Genomic DNA, 21,222 nt, shown 5'->3' with positions numbered 1-21,222 from the left:
GCGGGGCAATCAAAGTCCATTGATTATCTGTTAAAACCGTTCGTATCAAAGCTGCTCTCCTTTTGTTTGCAACATTGAATCAGAACTTAAACAGAATGGGAATCCCTAAACGTCAACAGGCCCTAGTTTGACTTGGGGCGCGGTTGGCCAACTTCAGGATCATCAAGCTCTAATGACTGAGTGTTTCCAAACAGCAGCAATGCGGAACTTTGCTTTCGTTCGCAGCGGCAGGTCTACTTGCTGTCCTTAATCTATTGTTAACCAAGAAGGCATCGGCAGACATGAAGTCGCCCTACAATCGACAAATGTTCTGAGTAGCACAAGGTTATGCAACCTAAGGTCGAATAAAAATGCCAACATCACAGCCACCAATACCGAAATATGAAGAATTGCCCCGCGCGATCAAAGCCCCGTCAAATAACTGCCATCACTGCAGCTTCCCTCCTCTGCTATCGCAAAGTGAAATTGGCAGGAGCTATCAAGTCCGGCCAGTGATAAGAGTTCGCGAAAGCCTCCTAAGAAGTATCAGGAGAATATTACTGTATAGGATAAGCCGCTGATCTGAGCACCCAATACTCTTTCATTTTTCTAGCGCAAGACCCGAAGATTTCTCACAGATGGAGACTATAATGGGTCCCAACCGAGCCTTAACGGTAATTCAAACCACAGTGATCATACGATTGGACACTTCAATAATCCTATGTGGCATGGCACAATACCGCCCTAAAACGCCCCGTCATAATCAGCCTTGTCAATCGGACAAGCCAGCACCGTGAACGTACCCCGCGCCAGCGCCTCCTCCACCGCCGCCTCTAAACCCTCACGGCTTTCCACCACAATGCCCACACCACCATAGGCCCGCGCAACCGCCACAATATCAGTGCCGGCAAACTGCACCCCGTGGTTTTTCAACTGCATCATGGTCTGCTTTTTCTCGATCAATGCCAAAGAATTGTCCACCGGCACCACGATCACCACCGGCGCATGCATGTCCCGCAGAGTCGCCAAATCGCCCGTGGTCATGTCAAACCCCGCATCGCCAACCACCGCCACAACCGGGGTATCGGGGGCCGCGCGCTTATAGCCAATCGCCAGCGGCACCGCGACGCCCATGGTGCAAAACGCCGAGGATTGCAGCAACGAATTAGGTCGTTTGCAACACCACATCTGGCTCAGCAAAATCCGGTGCGCTCCGCTATCGACAGTCACCACCGCGTCTTTGGGCAAGCACTCATTCAGGGTCGCATAAATCTGGTGCGACCCCCATTCTTCACGGTTGGCAAAGACCCGCTGCAATTCGATCCTAGCCGCTGCTGGCTCACCATCCGGCCACACGTCGCTCTTTGGCCCACCTAGCGCCGTAACCGCCGCACCAACGTCGCCTATGAACTGCACCGCACTTCCGTGCATCCCGTGATCATTGGCAGCGTGCATGATTTCAATCGCGTTCTCGGCAGCCCAAGGCCGGATCCAGCCCGCCCTCATCTCAATCGGATCATACCCCGCCAAAATCACGCAATCCGACGCCGCCAGTAGCGGTAGGATGGATTTGTCCGACAGCGGCGACAACCCGTGCCCGCCCAGTGCTAAAGGGTGGTCCTCCGGTATAATTCCCTTGGATTTATAAGTGGTTACAACAGGTATCTGATGTTTGTTGGCCAAGGCCAGAATGGAAGGTCCTGCCGCATGGTGAATAGCCCCCAAACCTGCTAAAATAATAGGTTTATTTGCATTGGATAGTATTTTCTTTGCCCGCAGGCGATCATCGCCATCTGGCCACTGCTTTGGCACTAATTTCGCGGCTGGCTCCCCGACCTCTGCCACCTCATCCAGCGCCAGAGCATCCGGCAAATCAATATGCACCGGCCCCATCGGGTCAGCCATTGCAATCGACAATGCCTGTTGCACCACCTGCGCTGCCGTCCCCGCCTCGATGCGCAAACTGGCCTTGGTCACAGGGGCCATCATCGCGGATTGATCCATCACCTGATGGGTGAATTGCGCCGCCATTTCATGGGTCACACAACCGCTTAGCACAATCAGTGGCACCTGTTCCTGATAGGCGTTGGCCACCGTGTTTATCGCATTGGCTAGCCCCGGTCCAAGGGTAGCAATCAGCACCCCCGGGGCACCTGTGGCATGCCAGCTGCCCTCGGCCATATAGCCACCCGCGTTCTCGTGTTTGACTAGGGTAAATTCCAACCCCGCCCCCCGCAGCGCATCCAGCAGCGCCAACACCTCGCCACCGGGCATCCCGAACACATGACGGCACCCAGCCGTTGCCAGCCCCTCGGCTATCGCCTGCGCCGCGTTCATTTCACACCTCGCAAATAACCGTCCCGCGTTTGCGGTGTTTTCATTTCCAGCACTTTGCCCGCAATCAGATTGCGCAACATCTGCGCGGTGCCGCCACCAATGGTGAACATTCGCGCGTCCCGCACCATGCGCTCTAGCGGCAGATTGCGCGAATATCCTGCCGCCCCGTGCATTTGCAGCGCGTCATTCGTCACCTTCACAGCAGTTTCCGAGGCAATCAGTTTCGCCTGCGCAGCCATCAGCGGATCAGGGAACCCGTCGCCGCTCATCGCCGCCCGCCACAGCATCATGCGGGCCGCTTCAAGCGAGACATTCATATCGGCGACCATCCATTGCAGCCCCTGAAACTCGGCAATCGGGCGGCCAAACTGTTCGCGCACTTTAAGGTATTCGCAAGCCGCCTCATAAGCGCCCGCAGCCACGCCCAGCGCCACAGTTCCGGCCCCGACCCGCTGCCCGTTATAGGCGTTCATCAATCCGGCAAAGCCGCGTTTTATACCGACAGGAGGGATCAAGGCCATATCGGCACTGATCTCCATATCTATGAGCCGCACTTCGGTTTCGGGAATGCCGCGCAGCCCCATCGCAGGCTCACGCGGCCCGATAACCAGTCCCGCGTCTTCACCCCGCACCGCGATAAAGCCGCCAATGCCTAAACGCTCGCCATCTTCCTCGACTTGGGCGAAAATCAGATGCGCCTTGGAGACACCGCCGCCAGTGATCCAGTGCTTGGTGCCGTTCAACACATAAGTATCGCCCCTTTTCACCGCCACCGTGGTCATATCGGTCGCCGCCGACCCCGACCCAGGCTCGGTGATACAAATCGCCGGTTTGTCCCCTGCCAAAACCAGCGGTGCGACGCGGTCAATCTGCGCCTGTGTGCCATAGGCACAAATCGCGCCAATCGCACCCATGTTGCCCTCTACCACGATGCGGCCCGTGACGCCGCAGGCTTTGGCCATTTCCTCGACCACCAGCACCGCGTCAAGGTATGAACACCCCTGCCCGCCGTGTTCCTTGGGAATGCACATACCCATGAAACCAGCCTCGGTTAACGCCGCCACGTTGTCCCACGGGTATCGTTCCGTGCGGTCCACTTCTGCGGCACGCTTGCGGATCATGCCTTGGGCCAATTCCCGTGCGTCACCCTGAATTTGGCGCTGTTCATGTGTCAGTTGGAACATCATTTTTTCTCCAGCCATTCGGCCAATACCTCATCCGTATGTTCGCCACACAGCGGCGGGGATTGGCGGTAATTCACGGGGGTCGCGCTGAATTTCACCGGATTGCCGATCAAATCAACGCTCCCTGATGCAGCCAACGGATGCGGCATTGAAATCTTCATGCCCCGCGCCGCCACCTGTTCCGAGGCAAACACCTCGGGCAGCGTATTGATCTCGCCCCCCGGCACACCCTCGGCCTCCATATCCGCCACCAATGTCACCTTTTCAATCTGGCGGATGCGCGCCTCCAGTAGCGCAATTAACACCTCGCGGTTTTCCAGCCGCGCCGAGTTCAGAGTAAAGCGCGCATCCCCCGCCAATTCCGGCAATCCGATCAACGCTGCAAACCGCGCGAATTGCGCGTCATTGCCCACAGCCACAATCGCGTGGCCGTCACTGCATTCAAACACCTGATAGGGCACAATATTGGGGTGCTGGTTGCCGCGCCGTTTTGGGGTGTCGCCCGACAGCAGGTAATTCACCCCCTCGTTGGCCAGCCATGCCACTTGGGTATCGGCCAGCGCAATGTCGATGTGCTGGCCCTCACCCGTCGCATCCCGATGCCGCAGCGCCGCCAAGATCGAGGTGCTGGCATACATGCCGCACATCATATCCGCGATGCCCACGCCCACCTTGGTCGGCACCCCGTCGGGATCGCCCGTCAGGCTCATGATGCCGCCTGACCCTTGCACCAACAGGTCATACCCCGCCCGATGCGCGTTTGGTCCGGTCTGCCCGAAACCGGAAATCGAACAATAAACCAGCGCCGGATTGATCACCGAGAGCGTTGCGTAATCCAGCCCGTATTTTGTCAGCCCGCCTGCCTTGAAATTCTGGATCACCACATCGGCCTTTTTGGCCAGTTTGCGCAAGGTCTCGGCTCCGTCTGGATCGGCCATATCCACCGCAATGCTACGCTTGTTTCGATTGGTGCACATGTAATAGGCGCTCTCGCGCGTCGCTTCGCCCTCCGCCGTCGTGACATAAGGCGGCCCCCACGCACGAGTATCGTCGCCAGCACCAGGCCGCTCGACCTTGATCACATCCGCGCCCATATCACCCAGCAATTGCGTGGCATAAGGCCCCGCCAGAATGCGTGTCATGTCCAGAATGCGAAGGCCCGCCAGTGGGCCGGTGTTTTTCGATGCCACTTCTAAAAATCCTTTATCCAGATGACTCGCCTTTGCCCAACTCTATGCCTGTGTTTATATAGGGGGCAATGGAATTCATGCCCATAGCGCGGGCGAGGCGATGTAATGACCAAACGCCCAATCATACCGCCGCAATTTAGATCAGCGGCTGAACAGCTAAAACTGTCACCGGCGATCGTTTCTGGCAACCACGTCTTTCTGACAGGCGTCACGGGGGCGGGTGCAGACGGGCAGATGCCGGATGATCCAGAATCCCAGATCAGAAATGCCTTTGACAAGATCGGGCTGGTGCTGCGCCACGCAGACCTGACGTTTGGGGCGATTGTCGAGATGACAAGCTATCATGTCGGCATCGGCGATCACTTTGATCTGTTCGCCTCGGTCCGTGCCGAATACGTTCAGGAACCCTATCCGGCATGGACAGCCGTTGAGGTTGCAGGCTTGCGGCGCGACGGCGCGATTGTTGAAATTCGGGTGGTTGCCAACAGCAGCGAGTAAAGCCGTAAGGCTTGATGAGCTTTTTGCCCTAAAGCGTTGGCAAAAACGATCCCTGCAAATCCGAAATAAACCCGTGCACCGTGGCAATCGCCGGTGTCACCGTCAAATCCTCGCGCTGTAGTAAATACCATTTGCGCTCTATCGGCAGCCCCTCGGGTTCGATCGTCACCAGACGGCCCGATTTCAATTCCTCTGTCACCGTATGGAGCGAGATCATCGCGATACCTAACCCCGCAATCACCGCCTGTTTGATGGTCTCGTTGGTGCCCATTTCAATGAACCGGTATGTGGTCCCGTCGCCAATCCGGTCCAGATAGCGGATCATCAGAATACGGGTGCCTGACCCGTCTTCGCGGGCGATGAATGTTTCTGACAGCAAATCCTCGGGGCTGATATTGGCCTTGCCCGCCAATGGGTGGTCAGGGGCGGCGATCATCACATGCGGGTGGCTACCGATCTGTTCCAATAACACAGCAGGCGCGCGTGGCGGCCGCCCCATGATGGCCAGATCAATCGACTGCTGTTGCAAGGCGCGCACAATCATGTCGCGGTTGCCAACCCGCAGCACCACGTCAATATCAGGGTAATGCTGCTGCAACATTGCCACCAGACTGGGTGCGAAATATTTACCGGTCGATACCACGCCCAGCACCACGACACCGCTTTGTCCGTCGCGCAGTGCCCGCACCTGTTGCAAACACCCCTCCAGCGCGTTCTGAATGGTGAATTGTGCATCCAGAACCGCCTGCCCTTCAGCAGTCAACCGCGCCCCAAGTGCGCCGCCCCGATCCACCAGCCGACATTGCAGGTTTTCTTCCAGAATCCGCAACTGGGTGTGGATTGCCGGCGGCGTGAGCCCCACTGACTCGGCGGCAGCAGATAAAGTTCCCTGCTCGGCCACGGCGCGTATGGCCCGTAACTGTTTGAAAGTTATCGCATCCAGCTTTGCCATTAAATTTCCTTAATCTCAACTTCGATATTATTAAATTCTATAATCATTCAACTTATGGAATGCTAATAAAAATACCGAAAACGCGCCAGAATCGGGGGATTATTATGCAGCCAGACGGAAGTATCATCGGAAACGGCCAGATTCCGGCGGATTTATATCCTCTGATCAACGGGCTTTGCACTGTCGGGGCCGACCTTGCCAAAACCATCGCACGCGGCTCGCTGGGCCAAACACTGGGCGGAAATGTTGGTGAAAACACCGATGGCGACCAGCAAAAAGCACTGGATGTGATGGCAGACGAGGCTTTTGCCGAGGCACTGAAATCACTGGGTGTGCGCTGGTATGCCTCCGAGGAGCAAGAGGTCGTGGTCGAGCTGGACCCCAAGGGCAAATACGCGCTGGCGATTGACCCGCTGGATGGCTCCTCCAACATTGATGTGAATGTCTCTATCGGCACGATCTTTTCGATATTCGAGGCCAAGGATGGGGCGGATGAAAGTTTCCTGCGCCCCGCCCATGAGCAAATCGCGGCGGGCTACATTATTTTCGGGCCACAAACCGGCCTGATGGTGACCTTTGGCGACGGCACCCAGTTCTATATCCTAAGCCCTGACACTGGCCGCTATGAGATGGCCAATGATCATGTAGTCGTGCCCAAAGAATCCAATGAATACGCGATCAATGCCTCGAACTACCGCCATTGGTCCAAACCCGTGCGCGCCTATATTGACGACTGCATCGCGGGGGCCGAGGGGGTCCATGAGCGCAATTTCAACATGCGCTGGGTCGCGTCACTGGTGGCCGAAACCCACCGTATCCTGACCCGCGGCGGCATATTCCTGTATCCGACCGATGACCGTGAAGGATACGGCGCTGGCCGCCTACGGATGCTGTATGAATGTGCGCCAATGGCGTTTCTGGTGGAGCAGGCCGAGGGCCACGCCACCAATGAACATGACCGCATTCTGGACCAGACCGCAAAAGAACTGCACGCCCGCACGCCCTTTGTGTTTGGCACCCCCTACAAGGTGGATCGCCTCGCCTCCTACCATGACCTCCCCGACAAAGAAGTCTCTGCCCTTTTTGGCTCTCGCGGCCTGTTTCGTGATTAAGGAAAACATGACATGAGCAAGAAACATCCGATCATTTCCGTCACTGGTTCCTCTGGCGCTGGTACATCAACCGTCAAAGACACGTTCGAGCAGATTTTTCGCCGTGAAGGTGTGACCGCTGCCACCATCGAGGGTGATGCGTTCCACAAATATGACCGCGCCGCGATGAAGGCCGAACTGGACAAGCATTACGCCAAAGGCGACCACACCTTTAGCCATTTCAGCTATGAAGCCAACGCGCTGGAAGAACTGGAGGCGGTATTCAAATCCTATGGTGAAACCGGCACCGGCAAAAAACGCTATTACGTGCATAATGACGAAGAGGGTGCAGCTTTGGGCGCAGCTTCAGGCACATTCACCGACTGGGAAGACATTGAGGCCGGCACAGATTTACTGTTTTACGAGGGTCTGCATGGGGCCGTGAAAAACGACAGCATTGATCTGCCCAAATACGCCGATATGTCAATCGGGGTTGTGCCTGTGGTGAATCTGGAATGGATCCAGAAAATCCACCGTGACAAAACCCAGCGCGGTTACACCACCGAGGCCGTGACCGACACGATCTTGCGCCGGATGCACGCCTATGTGCATTGCATCATGCCGCAATTCACCCAGACCGACATCAATTTCCAGCGGGTGCCAATCGTTGACACCTCGAACCCGATGATCTCGCGCTGGATCCCGACGGCAGACGAAAGCCTTGTGGTAATCCGCTTTCGCGATCCGCGCGGCATTGATTTCCCTTACCTGCAATCGATGATCCATGACAGTTTCATGAGCCGCGCCAATTCGATCGTGGTGCCCGGTGGCAAGATGGAACTGGCAATGCAGCTGATCTTTACCCCGATGGTGGAACGCATGCTTTCCCAATCCAAACGCGCATAGATAAGGGCCAGTATTATGACCAATGAAACCAACATGGCCAACGCCATCCGCGCCCTTTCGATGGACGCGGTTCAGGCTGCCAATTCCGGCCATCCGGGTGCGCCGATGGGCATGGCCGATGTCGCCACTGTTCTGTTCAACCGCTTCATAAAAATTGACCCGTCTGCCGATAAATGGGCCGACCGCGACCGGTTCGTGATGTCGGCGGGGCATGGCTCGATGTTGGTTTATTCGATCAACCATTTGCTGGGCTACAGCGACATGGACATGAACCAGATCCGCAACTTCCGCCAGATGGGGTTCCGCACCGCTGGCCACCCTGAATATGGCCACGCGATGGGGATTGAAACCACCACAGGCCCGCTGGGTCAGGGTATTTCCACAGCTGTCGGCATGGCGCTGGCTGAACGGATGCACAACGCCCGTTTTGGCGATGATCTGGTAGATCACTACACCTATGTGATCGCTGGCGATGGCTGCCTGATGGAAGGCATCAGCCACGAAGCCATTGATTTCGCTGGAAACATGGGCCTAGGCCGTCTGGTTGTGATGTGGGATGACAACAGCATCACCATTGATGGTGCGGTCGATTTGTCCTCATCGATGAACCAGCAAATGCGCTTTGAGGCCGCTGGTTGGCATGTTCAATCCGTCGATGGCCATGACAAAGACGCGGTGGCCGCCGCCATTGAAGCGGCCCGCAAAGACCCACGCCCCTCGATGATCGCCTGCAAGACCATCATTGGCTATGGGTCACCTAATAAACAGGGCACATCCGCCACTCACGGCGCCCCCTTGGGGGACGACGAGATTGCCCTGACGCGTGAGGCTTTGGGCTGGCCTCACGCTCCTTTTGAAATCCCTGCCGAAGTCTATGACGACTGGCATGCCATTGCCGCTCGCGGCAAAGAGGCGCGTTTGGGTTGGGATAAACGTCTGGCCGGTTCCGCCAAGGCCGAAGCGTTCAACGCGTCATTGGCCGCACCGGACGCATCCGCGCTGGACGCCGCGATCAATGCCTATAAACACCGTTTGTCAACTGACGCGCCAAAGGTTGCGACCCGCAAGGCCAGCCAGATGGCGCTGGAAGTGGTCAACGCCACCCTGCCCAATACCATTGGCGGATCAGCCGATCTGACCGGATCAAACCTGACCAAAACATCCAGCATGGAAACCGTGACACGCGACAATTACGCAGGCAGCTACATCTATTACGGTGTGCGCGAACACGGCATGGCCGCCGCAATGAACGGTATCGCGTTACACGGCGGGTTCTTTGCCTATGGCGGCACCTTTCTGGCCTTTGCCGACTACTGTCGCGGCTCGATCCGCCTGTCGGCGCTGATGGGCATTCCGGTATCCTACGTGATGACCCACGACAGTATTGGATTGGGCGAAGACGGCCCGACCCACCAGCCGGTGGAAACCGTCGCATCGCTGCGCGCCATGCCCAACCTGATGGTGTTTCGCCCCGCCGATGTGGTGGAAACGGCCGAGGCTTGGCAGATTGCCGCGACCTCAAGCACCACCCCGTCAATCCACTGTTTGTCACGCCAAGGCCTGCCAACCCTGCGCACCAAACACACGGATGCCAATATGGTGGCCAAAGGTGCCTACATCCTGCGCGATACAGCAGGCGAGCGTGACGTGACCTTGATCGCCACCGGTTCCGAAGTGGAAATCGCCATGAATGCCGCCGAGGCTTTGGCCAAAGACGGCATCAAGGCTTGTGTGGTGTCCGCCCCGTGTTTCGAGCTGTTTGCTGATCAAGACGCAGCCTACCGCGCCGAAGTTCTGGGAACCGCCCCGCGAGTCGGGGTTGAAGCCGCGATTGAGCAAAGCTGGGGCAAACTGCTGGGCGATAATTCCGCCTTTGTCGGCATGACCGGCTTTGGCGCATCCGCCCCGATTGACGACCTGTATAACCATTTCGGTATCACGGCTGACGCTGTGGCAACCGCTGCCAAAAATCTGCTTTAAGGGAGAAAAGACCATGACAGTAAAAGTAGCCATCAACGGCTTTGGCCGCATCGGCCGTAACATTCTGCGCGCCATTGTTGAATCAGGGCGAACCGATATCGAAGTCGTTGCGATCAACGATCTGGGTCCGGTCGAGACCAATGCCCATTTGCTGCGCTTTGACTCCGTCCACGGTCGGTTCCCCGCGACTGTCACTGTATCAGGTGATACCATCGATGTTGGCCGCGGCCCGATCAAAGTGACCGCGATCCGTGACCCCAAAGATCTGCCTTGGGGCGACGTTGACATTGCGATGGAATGCACCGGCATTTTCACCGCCAAGGACAAAGCGCAACTGCTGCTGGACAGTGGGGCGTCGCGCGTTCTGATCTCGGCCCCCGGTGCAAATGCTGATAAAACAATCGTTTACGGGGTGAACCATGATACTCTGACCGGCGATGACCTGATCGTTTCCAACGCATCTTGCACCACCAACTGCTTGTCCCCTGTCGCCCAAACCCTGCACAATGCCATCGGCATCAACCACGGTTTCATGACCACAATCCACAGCTATACCGGCGACCAACCCACGCTCGATACCATGCACGGCGACCTTTATCGCGGCCGCGCCGCTGCTGTCAGCATGATCCCGACCTCGACCGGTGCTGCCAAGGCTGTTGGCCTTGTGCTGCCCGAAATGGCGGGCAAGCTGGATGGCGTTGCGATCCGCGTCCCGACCCCGAATGTTTCGGTTGTCGACCTTACATTCGAAGCGTCGCGTGACACCACCATCGAAGAGGTCAACGCCGCGATCAAAGCCGCAGCCGATGGTCGCTTGAAGGGTGTGCTGGGCTATACCGAAGTGCCCAATGTCTCGATCGACTTTAACCATGATCCGCACTCATCCATCTTCCACATGGACCAGACCAAAGTGGTTAGTGGCAACATGGTGCGCATCCTGACGTGGTATGACAACGAATGGGGTTTCTCTAACCGCATGGCTGACACAGCCGTCGCTATGGGAGCCCTGATCTAATGGGCATCCTTGCGATCACCGATATGGATGTGAAGGGCAAGCGCCTAGTGGTGCGCGCCGATCTGAACGTGCCGTTTCATGATGACGGCACGGTCAGCGACGCCACCCGTATCACGCGGTTTGCCGAGGGTATGCGCCCCCTGCTGGCCGCCGGTGCTTCGCTTGTTATCTTGACCCATCTGGGTCGCCCCAAAGGGCAGCGCAATCCTGATCTGTCGACCAAATCTATCCAGTCGACATTGTCAGACGCTTTGGCTGTGGATGTGGCGTTCAGCGACACTTGCGTTGGCCCCGATGCCGAAGCCGCTGCTGCCGCATTAAACCCTGGCGAGGCGCTGCTTTGCGAAAACGCGCGGTTCGAGCCCGGCGAGGAGACAAATGATCTGGCGTTGGCCGCACAATTCGCCCGCCTTGGTGACATCTACGTCAATGACGCGTTTTCCTGCGCCCACCGTGCACATGCCTCGACCGAAGCGATTGCCAGCCAGATGGTCGCAACTGCTGGCCCCTTGATGCTGGGCGAGGTCGAAGCTTTGACCAAAGCGTTAGAGGCCCCCAAACGCCCATCCGTGGCGATTGTTGGTGGCGCAAAAGTGTCCTCCAAAATCTCGGTGCTGAAAAACCTTGTCGGCAAGCTGGACGCGGTGATCATCGGCGGCGGCATGGCCAACACCTTCCTGTTCGCCGACGGCGCCCCAATGGGTAAATCGCTGCACGAGGCTGACCAAGTCGACACGGTTGCCGAAATCCGCGCGCTGGCCGCCAAATCTGGCTGCAAACTACTGCTGCCTAGTGACGTTGTGGTTGCCCGCGAGTTCAAAGCCAACGCCCGCAAGCAGATCGTCGCCAATGACGCCTGCCCCGAAGACGCGATGATATTGGACGCCGGCCCCGAAGCCCTGCGTGATTTTGAGGCCGAACTGGCCAGCGCCCAGACCATCCTGTGGAACGGACCGCTGGGTGCCTTTGAAATCCCGCCGTTTGACCATTCGACCAAAATGCTGGCCCGTGCCGCGGCTGATATGACCCGCGCAGGTCTGGCCGTATCAGTCGCCGGTGGCGGCGATACGGTGGCGGCCCTGAATGTGGCCAACGCCGCTGACGACTTCACCTATGTCTCCACCGCTGGTGGGGCCTTTCTGGAATGGCTCGAGGGTAAAGAACTGCCCGGCCTCGCCGCACTCTCGCGTGCAAAAGCAGCTTAATCTTAAGGACTTAACAACATGGCACTAATCACACTCCGTCAACTGCTGGATCACGCCGCCGAAAATAATTACGGCGTGCCTGCGTTCAACATCAACAACATGGAACAGGGGCTGGCGATCATGCGCGCCGCCGATGAATGTGACGCGCCGGTGATCATGCAAGCCTCGCGCGGTGCGCGGTCATACGCGGGCGACATCATGCTGCGCCATATGATTCAGGCGCTGGCTGAAATGTATCCGCATATTCCGCTGTGTATGCATCAAGACCACGGCAATGACGAGGCCACATGCTCCACTGCTATCCGCCACGGCTTCACCTCGGTGATGATGGATGGATCATTGCACGCCGACATGAAAACCCCCGCCGATTTTGAGTATAACGTCGATATCACCGAACGCGTTTCGCGCATGGCGCATTGGGTTGGCGCCTCGGTCGAGGGCGAGTTGGGCGTGTTGGGGTCGTTGGAAACCGGCGAAGCTGCCGAAGAAGACGGATCAGGCGCAGTTGGCAAATTGTCAATGGAGCAGCTTTTGACCGACCCTGATGAGGCCGTTGAGTTTGTTAAGCGAACCAAAGTGGACGCGCTGGCAATCGCCTGTGGGACGTCGCACGGCGCTTACAAATTCTCGAGCAAACCCACGGGCGAGACATTGGCGATGAGCCAAATCGCGGCGATCCACGCCAAACTGCCCAGCACCCACCTTGTGATGCACGGCTCAAGTTCCGTGCCGCAATACCTGCAAGACCTGATCAACAAATACGGTGGCGAGATGCCGCAAACATACGGTGTGCCTGTTGAAGAGATCGAAAAGGGCATCAAAATGGGCGTGCGCAAGGTGAATATCGACACCGATAACCGCATGGCCCTGACCGGACAGTTCCGCAAAGTGGCAGCCGAGAACCCGACCGAGTTCGATCCACGCAAATTCATGATCCCAGCGATGGCAGAAATGCAAAAACTGGTCAAAGATCGGTTCGAGCGCTTCGGCACCGCAGGCAATGCCGCCAAAATGACAGTCATCCCGATGGATGACATGGCCAAGCGTTACGCCGACGGATCACTTGACCCGCAAATCGCCTGACCCTAAACGCGGGGGGCCGATTTCTTTGAAAGAAATCAAACCGGAATTTTTCAAAAATTCCGCCCCCGCGTAGACCGCAAACAAAACAGGAAATGAACCATGTCCTTTGACCGCAACATCAAAATCGCCCCCTCTATCCTTTCGGCAGATTTCGCCAACTTCGGCCAAGAAATCCGCGCCATCGAGGACCAAGGCTGTGACTGGGTCCATGTCGATGTCATGGACGGCCATTTCGTCCCCAACCTGACCTTTGGCCCGCCTGCCGTGGCCGCATTCCGCCCCCACGTGAAAACCGTGATGGACGTGCATCTGATGATTGCGCCGGTGGACCAATACATCGACGCCTATGCAGAGGCCGGCGCCGATTATATTTCGGCCCACCTTGAGGCGACCACACATCCGCACCGCACCTTGCAAGCAATCCGGAATGCTGGTGTCAAATCCGGCCTTGCCTTGAACCCCGGCACGGGAATTGGCGACATAGAGTATCTGCTTGATATGATAGATATGTTTGTGGTGATGACCGTAAACCCCGGTTTTGGTGGCCAAAAATTCATCCACAGCCAAATCGACAAAGTCAAAAAACTGCGCAGCCTGATTGGCGACCGTCCTATCCACATAGAAATTGATGGTGGCATTACCCCCGAAACAGCCCCCCTGATGGCCGCGGCTGGTGCAGACGTGTTAGTGGCCGGTTCCGCCGTATTCAACGGCGGATCAGTAGATAAACCCGAAGTCTATGGCAACAACATCCGCGCCATCCGCGACGCAGCGAGTGCTGCGCAATAGGAGCGACCGGAAGGTCCGCGCGAACGAGCCTTCCAAAACTCGGCCTGTCAGATTAAACCTGATAGGTCGTTTTAACAAACTGGAGAACCACCATGGCTGTCACCCCCCCCGTCTGCGATTTCAACTGGCCAGCGCCCGATTTCACCCTGCCAGCCACTGATGGCAAGACCTATTCGCTGAACGATCTAAAGGGCGAGAACGGCACGCTGGTGATGTTCATCTGCAATCACTGCCCCTATGTGATTTCCATCATGGATAAACTGGTGCGCGATGCGCGTGACCTGCAAAAACTGGGCATCAGCGTGATTGCGATCAATGCCAATGACGCCGGTGAATACCCCGATGACAGCTTCGAGAACATGCAAAAGCAGGACTTTCCATTCCCCTATCTGCATGACGAAAGCCAAGCCGTGGCCCGCGCATACGACGCCCAATGCACACCTGATTTCTTTGGCTTTAACGCCGATATGGGCCTGCAATACCGTGGTCGCTTGGATTCGTCCGGCCGCAACAAAGGCGCTGATGATCTGACCCGCGATCTGTATCTGGCGATGAAACTGGTCGCCGAAACAGGCATAGGCCCAACCGAGCAAACGCCTTCTATGGGCTGCTCAATCAAATGGAAAACCGCATGACACCTATCGTTTTTGATCTCGACGGTACACTGATCCACAGCGCCCCCGACCTGCACGCCGCTTGTGTGAAAATGCTGGCTGATGAAGGTGCGCCAACGCCCAGCCTGCAAACCGTGATCGGTTATATCGGCAATGGGGTGCCGCGTTTGGTTGAACTGGCGATGAAGGACGCTGGCATTGCCGCCGATCAGCACGCCCGTTTGGTGCAGGCCTATATGGTGCATTATGACGCCGACCCCGTTACCCTGACCACGGTTTACCCCAACCTGCTGACGCTGCTGGAAACGCTGAAATCTGCGGGTCACAAATTGGCGGTTTGTACCAACAAACCCGAAGCGCCCGCGCGGGTGATCCTAGACATGTTGAACATTGAACGTTTCTTTGATGTTGTTGTCGGTGGCGACACATTAGCGGTAAAGAAACCCAACCCAGAACCGTTGTTTGAATGCCTGAAACTGATGGGTGTTCGCAGCTGCCTGTATGTCGGTGACAGCGAGGTTGATGCGCAAACTGCTGATCGGGCAAAAATGACAATGGCCCTGTTCACCAAGGGGTATCGCAAAACTCCCGTGGCCGAACTCCCCCACGCCTTTGCCTTTGACGATTTCGCGGCCCTTGGCCCCTATATCAATAACTTGTGACCATGACACTAAAAGCCCTGATTTTCGACGTCGACGGCACCTTGGCCGAAACTGAAGAAGCCCACCGTGCGGCGTTTAATTCCACATTCAAATCCTGGGGGCTGGATTGGAACTGGTCGGTGGATGACTACCGTCAATTGCTGAAAACCACCGGCGGCAAGGAACGCATGCGCGCGCACCAAAAAGCTTTGCCCACAGGCGAGCGCCGTCTGACGGACGACGAAATCGCCAAACTGCACGTCGAGAAAACCGCCGCTTACGGCGCAATCCTTGCCGCGGGACAGCTGGAATTGCGCGAAGGGGTTGCCGACCTGATCATTGCAGCGCGTGCGCGTGGCCTGAAGGTCGCCGTTGCCACCACCACCAACATCCCGAACGTCGAAGCGCTGTGCCAATGCTGCTGGGGCAAACCCGCGTTAGAGGTGTTCGATCACGTGGCCGCTGGCGACATGGTGAAACAGAAAAAACCCGCCCCCGACGTGTTCCTGCTGGCGCTTGACCAGTTGGACCTACCTGCTGACGCCTGTATCGCATTCGAGGATAGCCGCAATGGTGTGCTTTCCGCTCTGGGCGCAAATCTGCCCGTGCTGGTCACCCCCTCGGCCTACACTGACGCGGATGATTTCAGCGATGCAAACTGGGTGATTCCGACACTAGAGGTCAAAAACCTGCCCTCGGAATTGATCTAACACTCCCACATTTTCGTTCCATAAATATCCTCGCCGCAGGCATCGCTTTACCCGGCAGGGGGAAAGCGTTTGCGGCGACACGCCTAGCGTGGCGCAATCCCTCAGGTAAACTTGCGGAAAAACCGTGTGCGATCAAAAATCTTCTCCAGCGCCTCCAGACGCGGACGGGTTTCGCCCCATGTTTTTTCCTGCACCTCGGCAATCATCGTTTCCAGTAAGATCATCGGCGCCACCAGTGAATCCCACGCCGAGGGCGCAACAATCCGGCTCAGGAACGTGCGGTTGGCATACCGATCAACCGGCGAGCGCCACTGGTCGGTAAAAAGAATAACTTCCGCCCCCGCATCATGTACCATTTCGGCCAGCTTCAACGTCGAATTCTCGTAGCGGCGCACATCAAACACAACCAGCACGTCGCCCTTTTTTATATCCAGCAAATAATGCGGCCAGGCATTTGAAATAGACTGGATATGGGTCACATTCGGGCGGATCAGCTGCATATGCAGGAAAAAATAATCCGCCAGCGAACGGGTGACGCGCCCGCCGACAATATAAATTGCACGCTCGGGGTCGGCCAGTATCGCACAGCTCTGGTCAAAGTCCTCTGCATCAATTTGCGCCAGTGTTTGGCGGATGTTGCTGTTGATCGCTTCGGCAAACCGGTTCAGGATATGACCCTCCGGCGCACGCTCGCTCCATTTATCATGCTTGGCAATCGGGCCGGAAATTTTGGCATCCAGTTCACGGCGCAGCGCCGCCTGAAATTCGGGAAACCCTTTATATCCCAGCTTTTGCACCATCCGCGCGGCCGTTGGCGTTGAAACCTGCGCAGCCTTGGCAACCGTGGTGATCGTACCCAATCCCGATACCGGATAATTCTCCAGTATCAAATCTGATAATTGCCGCTCGGCGCGGGTCAGGCTGTCAGACGATGATCGCAAACGTTCTGCTACAGTTTTGTTGCTTGCCATAAAAAACATCCCCCCTTCCATGGTAATTCTTACCTATTAACACTTGTTTGCGCATTTTCTTAAGAAAATATATTGACAGATCGGCCCATTATGAAGAATTCTCTTCAAAAATCAATTCATAGCGACTCGGGGGGATATGGGGCGCACAGAACATCCAGAAAATTCGGGGAATGTCCCCGCTGCAGTGGTGCTGAATGAAACAGGCACCGCGCCGGTTCTGCTGGTGTGCGAGCATGCCTCGAACCATATCCCCGCCCATCTGGATCACCTTGGGCTGGCCCCATCCGCCCGCATCAGCCATGTCGCGTGGGACCCGGGTGCGCTGGCTGTGGCGACCCACATGAGCCGGATCATGGACGCCCGCCTAGTGGCCAGCACCGTGTCGCGGCTGGTTTACGATTGTAACCGCCCGCCCGAAGCCGCAGGCGCGATGCCCGAGCGCAGCGAGTTGTTCGACATTCCCGGTAATATCGGGCTGAATGATGCACAAAAATCCGACCGCGTGGCGAAGGTGTACGAGCCGTTCCGCACCTTGTTGGCCGAAACAATCGCCGCGTCGCCAATCCCGTCGGTTCTGGTCACCATCCACAGCTTTACCCCTGACTATATGGGGAAATCCCGCGCGGTTGAAATAGGCATTCTGCACGACAGTGATACACGGCTGGCAGATGCGATTCTGGGCCTTGCACCCGCACACACAAAATTGAACACCCAGCGCAACGCGCCCTATGGACCGGCCGACGGCGTAACGCATACGTTGAAGCTACATGCCCTGCCAAGCGGGTTGCTGAATGTGATGATCGAAGTGCGCAATGATCTGATTGCTGATGAAACCACACAACTGGCGATGGCCAAAACGATGGCCAGTCTAATCAATGACGCCCTTGCTACCCTGACCCGTCAAACGGAGGCCCAATGCCACGCGTAGCCAAATCATTTGTTCGCATTGTTGACCGGATCAACTATTTTGTCGGGCGCATCATGATGTATTCAATCTTTTTCCTGATCGCGGTGTTGATGTACTCAATTTTTGCTAAACAGGCATTTCTGATTCCGCCGTTCTGGACGTTGGAAGTCGCGCAATTCACGCTGGTAGCTTATTACCTGCTGGGTGGCGCATATTCGATCCAGTTGGGCGCTAATGTGCGGATGGATCTGTTTTACAGCGAATGGTCGGATCGCAAAAAAGCATGGATCGACTGCTTCACCGTGCTGCTGCTGATCTTCTATCTAGGGGTCATGTTGTATGGGGGTGTCGATTCGATGCTCTATTCCATTAAATACAATCAACACTCTGCCTCTATGTGGCGTCCTGCCATCTGGCCGATCAAGGCAATCATGTGCACCGGCATCTTTATGATGCTGATGCAAGCCCTCTCTGAGCTTATCAAAGATATCGCTACACTCAGAGGAGAGCATCTCTAATGTCGCAAGAATATATCGCAATTTTCATGTTCGCATCTATGATGCTGGCCCTACTAACAGGGCAACGCGTCTTTGGGGCGATCGGAGGGATTGCTGCCATTGCTGCGATTACCCTGTGGGGGACGGGCGGGTCCGACATTCCGTTTTCTGCTGCGATGAAGGTGATGAAATGGTATCCGATGCTGACCCTGCCGATGTTTATCTTCATGGGCTATGTGCTCTCGGAAAGTAAAATCGCCGATGATCTGTACAAGATGTTCCATGTCTGGATGGGGTCGGTCAGCGGCGGGCTTGCCATTGGGACAATTGGTTTGATGGTGCTGATTTCTGCAATGAACGGGCTGTCTGTGGCCGGTATGGCCATTGGGGCCACCATTGCGCTGCCAGAGCTGTTGCGACGAGGGTATGACAAAAGGATGGTCACGGGGGTTATTCAGGCCGGATCATCCCTTGGCATTCTAGTGCCGCCTTCGGTGGTGCTGGTATTGTATGCGATGATCGCGCGGGCACCGGTTTCCAAACTGTGGATGGCCGGTATCCTTCCGGGCCTAATGATGGCCACGATGTTCACCATCTATATCTATTTTCGCTGCAAAATAACGCCCAGCCTTGGTCCTGCCCTTAACAAGGAAGAGCTGATCGAGTTTGAAGAAATTTCGGAACACCCCATCCGGATCAATTATTTCGTGATGGCAGGGCTTGCCGTTTTACTGCTCTCGTCTATGACCGGTATCATACCGTTCAACACAGCGGCCCTGATCGCCCTTGGAGCGTTTGTTCTGTTTGCCGTCTTCAGAAATAAATCAGCCACGTTTTACGACATTTTCCTAAAGGAAAAAAACCGCCTGCTGTTTTCTGGCATGTTGCCGCTGGTGATCTTTTTCTCGATGATGGTTCCCTTCATAAACGGCTGGACCAGTCTTGTAGAAAGCTCGGCTGTAGGGGCTATGACGGCCTTTGGCGCAGCGGTTCTAAAGGGGCGTATGACGCGCCGTGTGTTCGAGGAATCCGTGCGCAACACGCTGGCGATTTCCTGCATGTTCATGCTGATCGTTGTCGCCGCCCTTGGCTTTGGTGCGGTGTTTGACGGGCTGGGGGCTGTACGGGCGATTGACGGGTTGTTCCGTGATCAACTGGGCCTGAACCCATGGACCATCCTGATTATCATGCAGCTGTCATTTCTGGTTATGGGCACCTTTCTGGACGACACAGCCATGCTGGTTATCGTGGCACCACTGTATGTGCCTCTTGTAGACGTGTTGGGATTTGATTTGATCTGGTATGGTGTTCTCTACACCATCACCACACAGATCGCCTATATGACCCCGCCGTTTGGATATAACCTATTTTTGATGCGGGCGATGGCACCGAAAGAAATATCGATCCACGATATTTATGTGTCGATCATTCCGTTTGTGCTGATCATGGTGGCCGCACTGGCCATAATCATGGTCTTTCCCGAAATTGCCCTTTGGCTACCGGAGCACTTGAAACCTGGAAGATAAGACCCTGACAAAAGGGATAGAGGGGCAGAACCCCTGTTAAACAGAAGAAAACCAACCAAGGAGGATATCATGACTACCAGACGTAAGTTTATAACCACAGCCGGTGTCGGCGCAGCAGCTGCTGCGCTTGCCGCGCCCAGCCAGATCAAGGCGCAAGCCCCGATCAAATGGCGTTTGCAAACCTATTCCGGTGCACCGCTTGGTGCCCATGTGATCAAGCCGCAAATTGAACAATTCAACGCGGCAGCCAACGGCGAGATGGAGATCGAACTGTATTACGCTGACCAACTGGTGCCCACGGACGAATTGTTCCGCGCCATGCAGAACGGGACGCTGGACGCGGTGCAGTCGGATGATGCCACAATGGCCTCGCCCGTCGATATCTCGGATTTTGGCGGTTACTTCCCCTTTTCATCCAAATTCAGCCTTGATTTGCCGGTCCTGTTTGAACGCTATGGCCTGAATGAAATCTGGGCCGAAGCCTATGGCGAAGTTGAAAACGTCACTTGGCTGTCTGCAGGTGCGTGGGATCCGCTGCATATCTTTACAGTGGACAAACCAATCCGCTCGCTGGCCGACATGGCCGGATTGCGCGTGTTTGGCGTGCCAACCGCTGGCCGCTTCCTGTCGCGTTATGGCCTGATCCCAGTGACGGTTCCGTGGGAAGACGTAGAAGTCGCCATGCAAACCGGCGAGTTGGACGGGGTGGCATGGTGTGGCTTTACTGAAGCCTACGAAGTTGGCTGGGCCGACATCTGTAACTACGCCCTGCTGAACAACGTCACCGGCGCATGGTGTGGCTCCTACTTTGTGAACTCGGAAAGCTGGGCCAAAGTGCCACCGCATCTGCAACAGCTGTATCGTTCCACGATTGACCAGTCGCATTACTACCGTCAGGTCTGGTATTGGGGTGGCGAAGCCAACCTGCGCGTCAATGGCGGCAAACTGGAACATACCACCATTCCAAAAGAAGAGTGGGATACCGTCATTGCAGACGCCGAAGGTTTCTGGGACGAATTGGCCTCACGCTCTCCGCGTGCATCCAAGGTAATCGACATCTTCAAGGAATATACCCAAGTCATGGAAAAAGCCGGCACGCCATATCGCGGCTAATCTTGACAAAAACAACTCTTGGGTGCCCTGTTAC

At 56.2% G+C, this 21,222-nt stretch carries 20 protein-coding genes; 15 read left to right on the top strand and 5 right to left on the bottom strand.

Annotation, left to right across the window (positions count from 1 at the left end; all coding sequences use genetic code 11):
- Window positions 1-723: 723 nt before the first annotated feature.
- The 3 genes from ACWB12_RS12815 to ACWB12_RS12805 are packed head-to-tail and all read right to left on the bottom strand — an operon-like array spanning window position 724 to window position 4,690.
- On the bottom strand, window positions 724-2,316 hold the full coding sequence (locus ACWB12_RS12815; RefSeq protein ID WP_479530481.1) for a thiamine pyrophosphate-binding protein: 1,593 nt from the start codon (window positions 2,314-2,316) through the stop codon (window positions 724-726).
- Window positions 2,313-3,518: a 3-sulfinopropanoyl-CoA desulfinase gene (gene acdA / locus ACWB12_RS12810; protein ID WP_479530480.1), complete on the bottom strand. Its 1,206-nt coding sequence runs from the start codon at window positions 3,516-3,518 to the stop codon at window positions 2,313-2,315. Before acdA ends, ACWB12_RS12815 begins: the two co-directional genes overlap by 4 nt.
- Window positions 3,500-4,690, bottom strand: coding sequence for a CaiB/BaiF CoA transferase family protein (locus ACWB12_RS12805; RefSeq protein WP_479530479.1), 1,191 nt, complete (start codon window positions 4,688-4,690; stop codon window positions 3,500-3,502). The genes acdA and ACWB12_RS12805 overlap by 19 nt, the downstream gene beginning before the upstream one ends.
- 105 nt (window positions 4,691-4,795) lie before the next feature.
- Between ACWB12_RS12805 and ACWB12_RS12800 the strand changes: the two genes are divergently transcribed.
- Window positions 4,796-5,188 carry a RidA family protein gene (locus tag ACWB12_RS12800; protein ID WP_479530478.1) on the top strand — a complete coding sequence of 131 codons (393 nt, stop codon included), beginning with the start codon at window positions 4,796-4,798 and terminating at the stop codon, window positions 5,186-5,188.
- A 28-nt stretch (window positions 5,189-5,216) separates the two neighbouring features.
- Here ACWB12_RS12800 and cbbR read toward each other — a convergent pair whose 3' ends face one another.
- Window positions 5,217-6,140 (bottom strand): LysR family regulator CbbR, encoded by a 924-nt coding sequence (gene cbbR / locus ACWB12_RS12795; RefSeq protein ID WP_479530477.1) that lies wholly within the window; start codon window positions 6,138-6,140, stop codon window positions 5,217-5,219.
- Between the two features lie 104 nt (window positions 6,141-6,244).
- Here cbbR and ACWB12_RS12790 point away from each other — a divergent pair, with 104 nt between their 5' ends.
- The 10 genes from ACWB12_RS12790 (at window position 6,245) to ACWB12_RS12745 (ending at window position 16,174) form a co-directional block, all read left to right on the top strand.
- Window positions 6,245-7,252, top strand: coding sequence for a class 1 fructose-bisphosphatase (locus ACWB12_RS12790; protein WP_479530476.1), 1,008 nt, complete (start codon window positions 6,245-6,247; stop codon window positions 7,250-7,252).
- A 12-nt stretch (window positions 7,253-7,264) separates the two neighbouring features.
- Entirely contained in the window at window positions 7,265-8,137 is an 873-nt protein-coding gene (locus ACWB12_RS12785) for a phosphoribulokinase (RefSeq protein WP_479530475.1), read from the top strand.
- Between the two features lie 15 nt (window positions 8,138-8,152).
- Window positions 8,153-10,117, top strand: a complete 1,965-nt coding sequence (tkt, locus tag ACWB12_RS12780) for a transketolase (RefSeq protein WP_479530474.1) — start codon at window positions 8,153-8,155, stop codon at window positions 10,115-10,117.
- A 13-nt stretch (window positions 10,118-10,130) separates the two neighbouring features.
- Window positions 10,131-11,132 carry a type I glyceraldehyde-3-phosphate dehydrogenase gene (gene gap, locus ACWB12_RS12775; RefSeq protein ID WP_479530473.1) on the top strand — a complete coding sequence of 334 codons (1,002 nt, stop codon included), beginning with the start codon at window positions 10,131-10,133 and terminating at the stop codon, window positions 11,130-11,132.
- Entirely contained in the window at window positions 11,132-12,337 is a 1,206-nt protein-coding gene (locus tag ACWB12_RS12770) for a phosphoglycerate kinase (protein WP_479530472.1), read from the top strand. Before gap ends, ACWB12_RS12770 begins: the two co-directional genes overlap by 1 nt.
- Window positions 12,338-12,355: 18 nt before the next feature.
- The gene (gene fba, locus ACWB12_RS12765; RefSeq protein ID WP_479530471.1) at window positions 12,356-13,420 is read left to right on the top strand and encodes a class II fructose-bisphosphate aldolase; all 1,065 of its coding nucleotides are present in this window, start codon (window positions 12,356-12,358) and stop codon (window positions 13,418-13,420) included.
- Window positions 13,421-13,519: 99 nt separating this feature from the next.
- The gene (gene rpe / locus ACWB12_RS12760; RefSeq protein WP_479530470.1) at window positions 13,520-14,209 is read left to right on the top strand and encodes a ribulose-phosphate 3-epimerase; all 690 of its coding nucleotides are present in this window, start codon (window positions 13,520-13,522) and stop codon (window positions 14,207-14,209) included.
- Between the two features lie 92 nt (window positions 14,210-14,301).
- Window positions 14,302-14,844 carry a thioredoxin family protein gene (locus ACWB12_RS12755; RefSeq protein WP_479530469.1) on the top strand — a complete coding sequence of 181 codons (543 nt, stop codon included), beginning with the start codon at window positions 14,302-14,304 and terminating at the stop codon, window positions 14,842-14,844.
- Window positions 14,841-15,485, top strand: a complete 645-nt coding sequence (gene gph / locus ACWB12_RS12750; protein WP_479530468.1) for a phosphoglycolate phosphatase — start codon at window positions 14,841-14,843, stop codon at window positions 15,483-15,485. Before ACWB12_RS12755 ends, gph begins: the two co-directional genes overlap by 4 nt.
- A 2-nt stretch (window positions 15,486-15,487) precedes the next feature.
- Window positions 15,488-16,174 (top strand): HAD-IA family hydrolase, encoded by a 687-nt coding sequence (locus tag ACWB12_RS12745; protein WP_479530482.1) that lies wholly within the window; start codon window positions 15,488-15,490, stop codon window positions 16,172-16,174.
- Window positions 16,175-16,275: 101 nt separating this feature from the next.
- Here ACWB12_RS12745 and ACWB12_RS12740 read toward each other — a convergent pair whose 3' ends face one another.
- The gene (locus tag ACWB12_RS12740; protein ID WP_479530467.1) at window positions 16,276-17,145 is read right to left on the bottom strand and encodes a MurR/RpiR family transcriptional regulator; all 870 of its coding nucleotides are present in this window, start codon (window positions 17,143-17,145) and stop codon (window positions 16,276-16,278) included.
- Window positions 17,146-17,281: 136 nt separating this feature from the next.
- On the opposite strand from ACWB12_RS12740, the gene ACWB12_RS12735 reads away from it, so the two are divergent.
- The 4 genes from ACWB12_RS12735 (at window position 17,282) to ACWB12_RS12720 (ending at window position 21,188) form a co-directional block, all read left to right on the top strand.
- Entirely contained in the window at window positions 17,282-18,073 is a 792-nt protein-coding gene (locus ACWB12_RS12735; RefSeq protein WP_479530466.1) for an N-formylglutamate amidohydrolase, read from the top strand.
- Window positions 18,061-18,570: a TRAP transporter small permease subunit gene (locus tag ACWB12_RS12730; protein WP_479530465.1), complete on the top strand. Its 510-nt coding sequence runs from the start codon at window positions 18,061-18,063 to the stop codon at window positions 18,568-18,570. The genes ACWB12_RS12735 and ACWB12_RS12730 overlap by 13 nt, the downstream gene beginning before the upstream one ends.
- Window positions 18,570-20,075 (top strand): TRAP transporter large permease, encoded by a 1,506-nt coding sequence (locus ACWB12_RS12725; RefSeq protein WP_479530464.1) that lies wholly within the window; start codon window positions 18,570-18,572, stop codon window positions 20,073-20,075. The genes ACWB12_RS12730 and ACWB12_RS12725 overlap by 1 nt, the downstream gene beginning before the upstream one ends.
- A gap of 69 nt (window positions 20,076-20,144) precedes the next feature.
- On the top strand, window positions 20,145-21,188 hold the full coding sequence (locus ACWB12_RS12720) for a twin-arginine translocation signal domain-containing protein (RefSeq protein WP_479530463.1): 1,044 nt from the start codon (window positions 20,145-20,147) through the stop codon (window positions 21,186-21,188).
- Window positions 21,189-21,222 lie beyond the last annotated feature (34 nt).

Source organism: Profundibacter sp., assembly GCF_056498605.1.
This window is presented reverse-complemented; position numbering and strand designations above follow the sequence as displayed.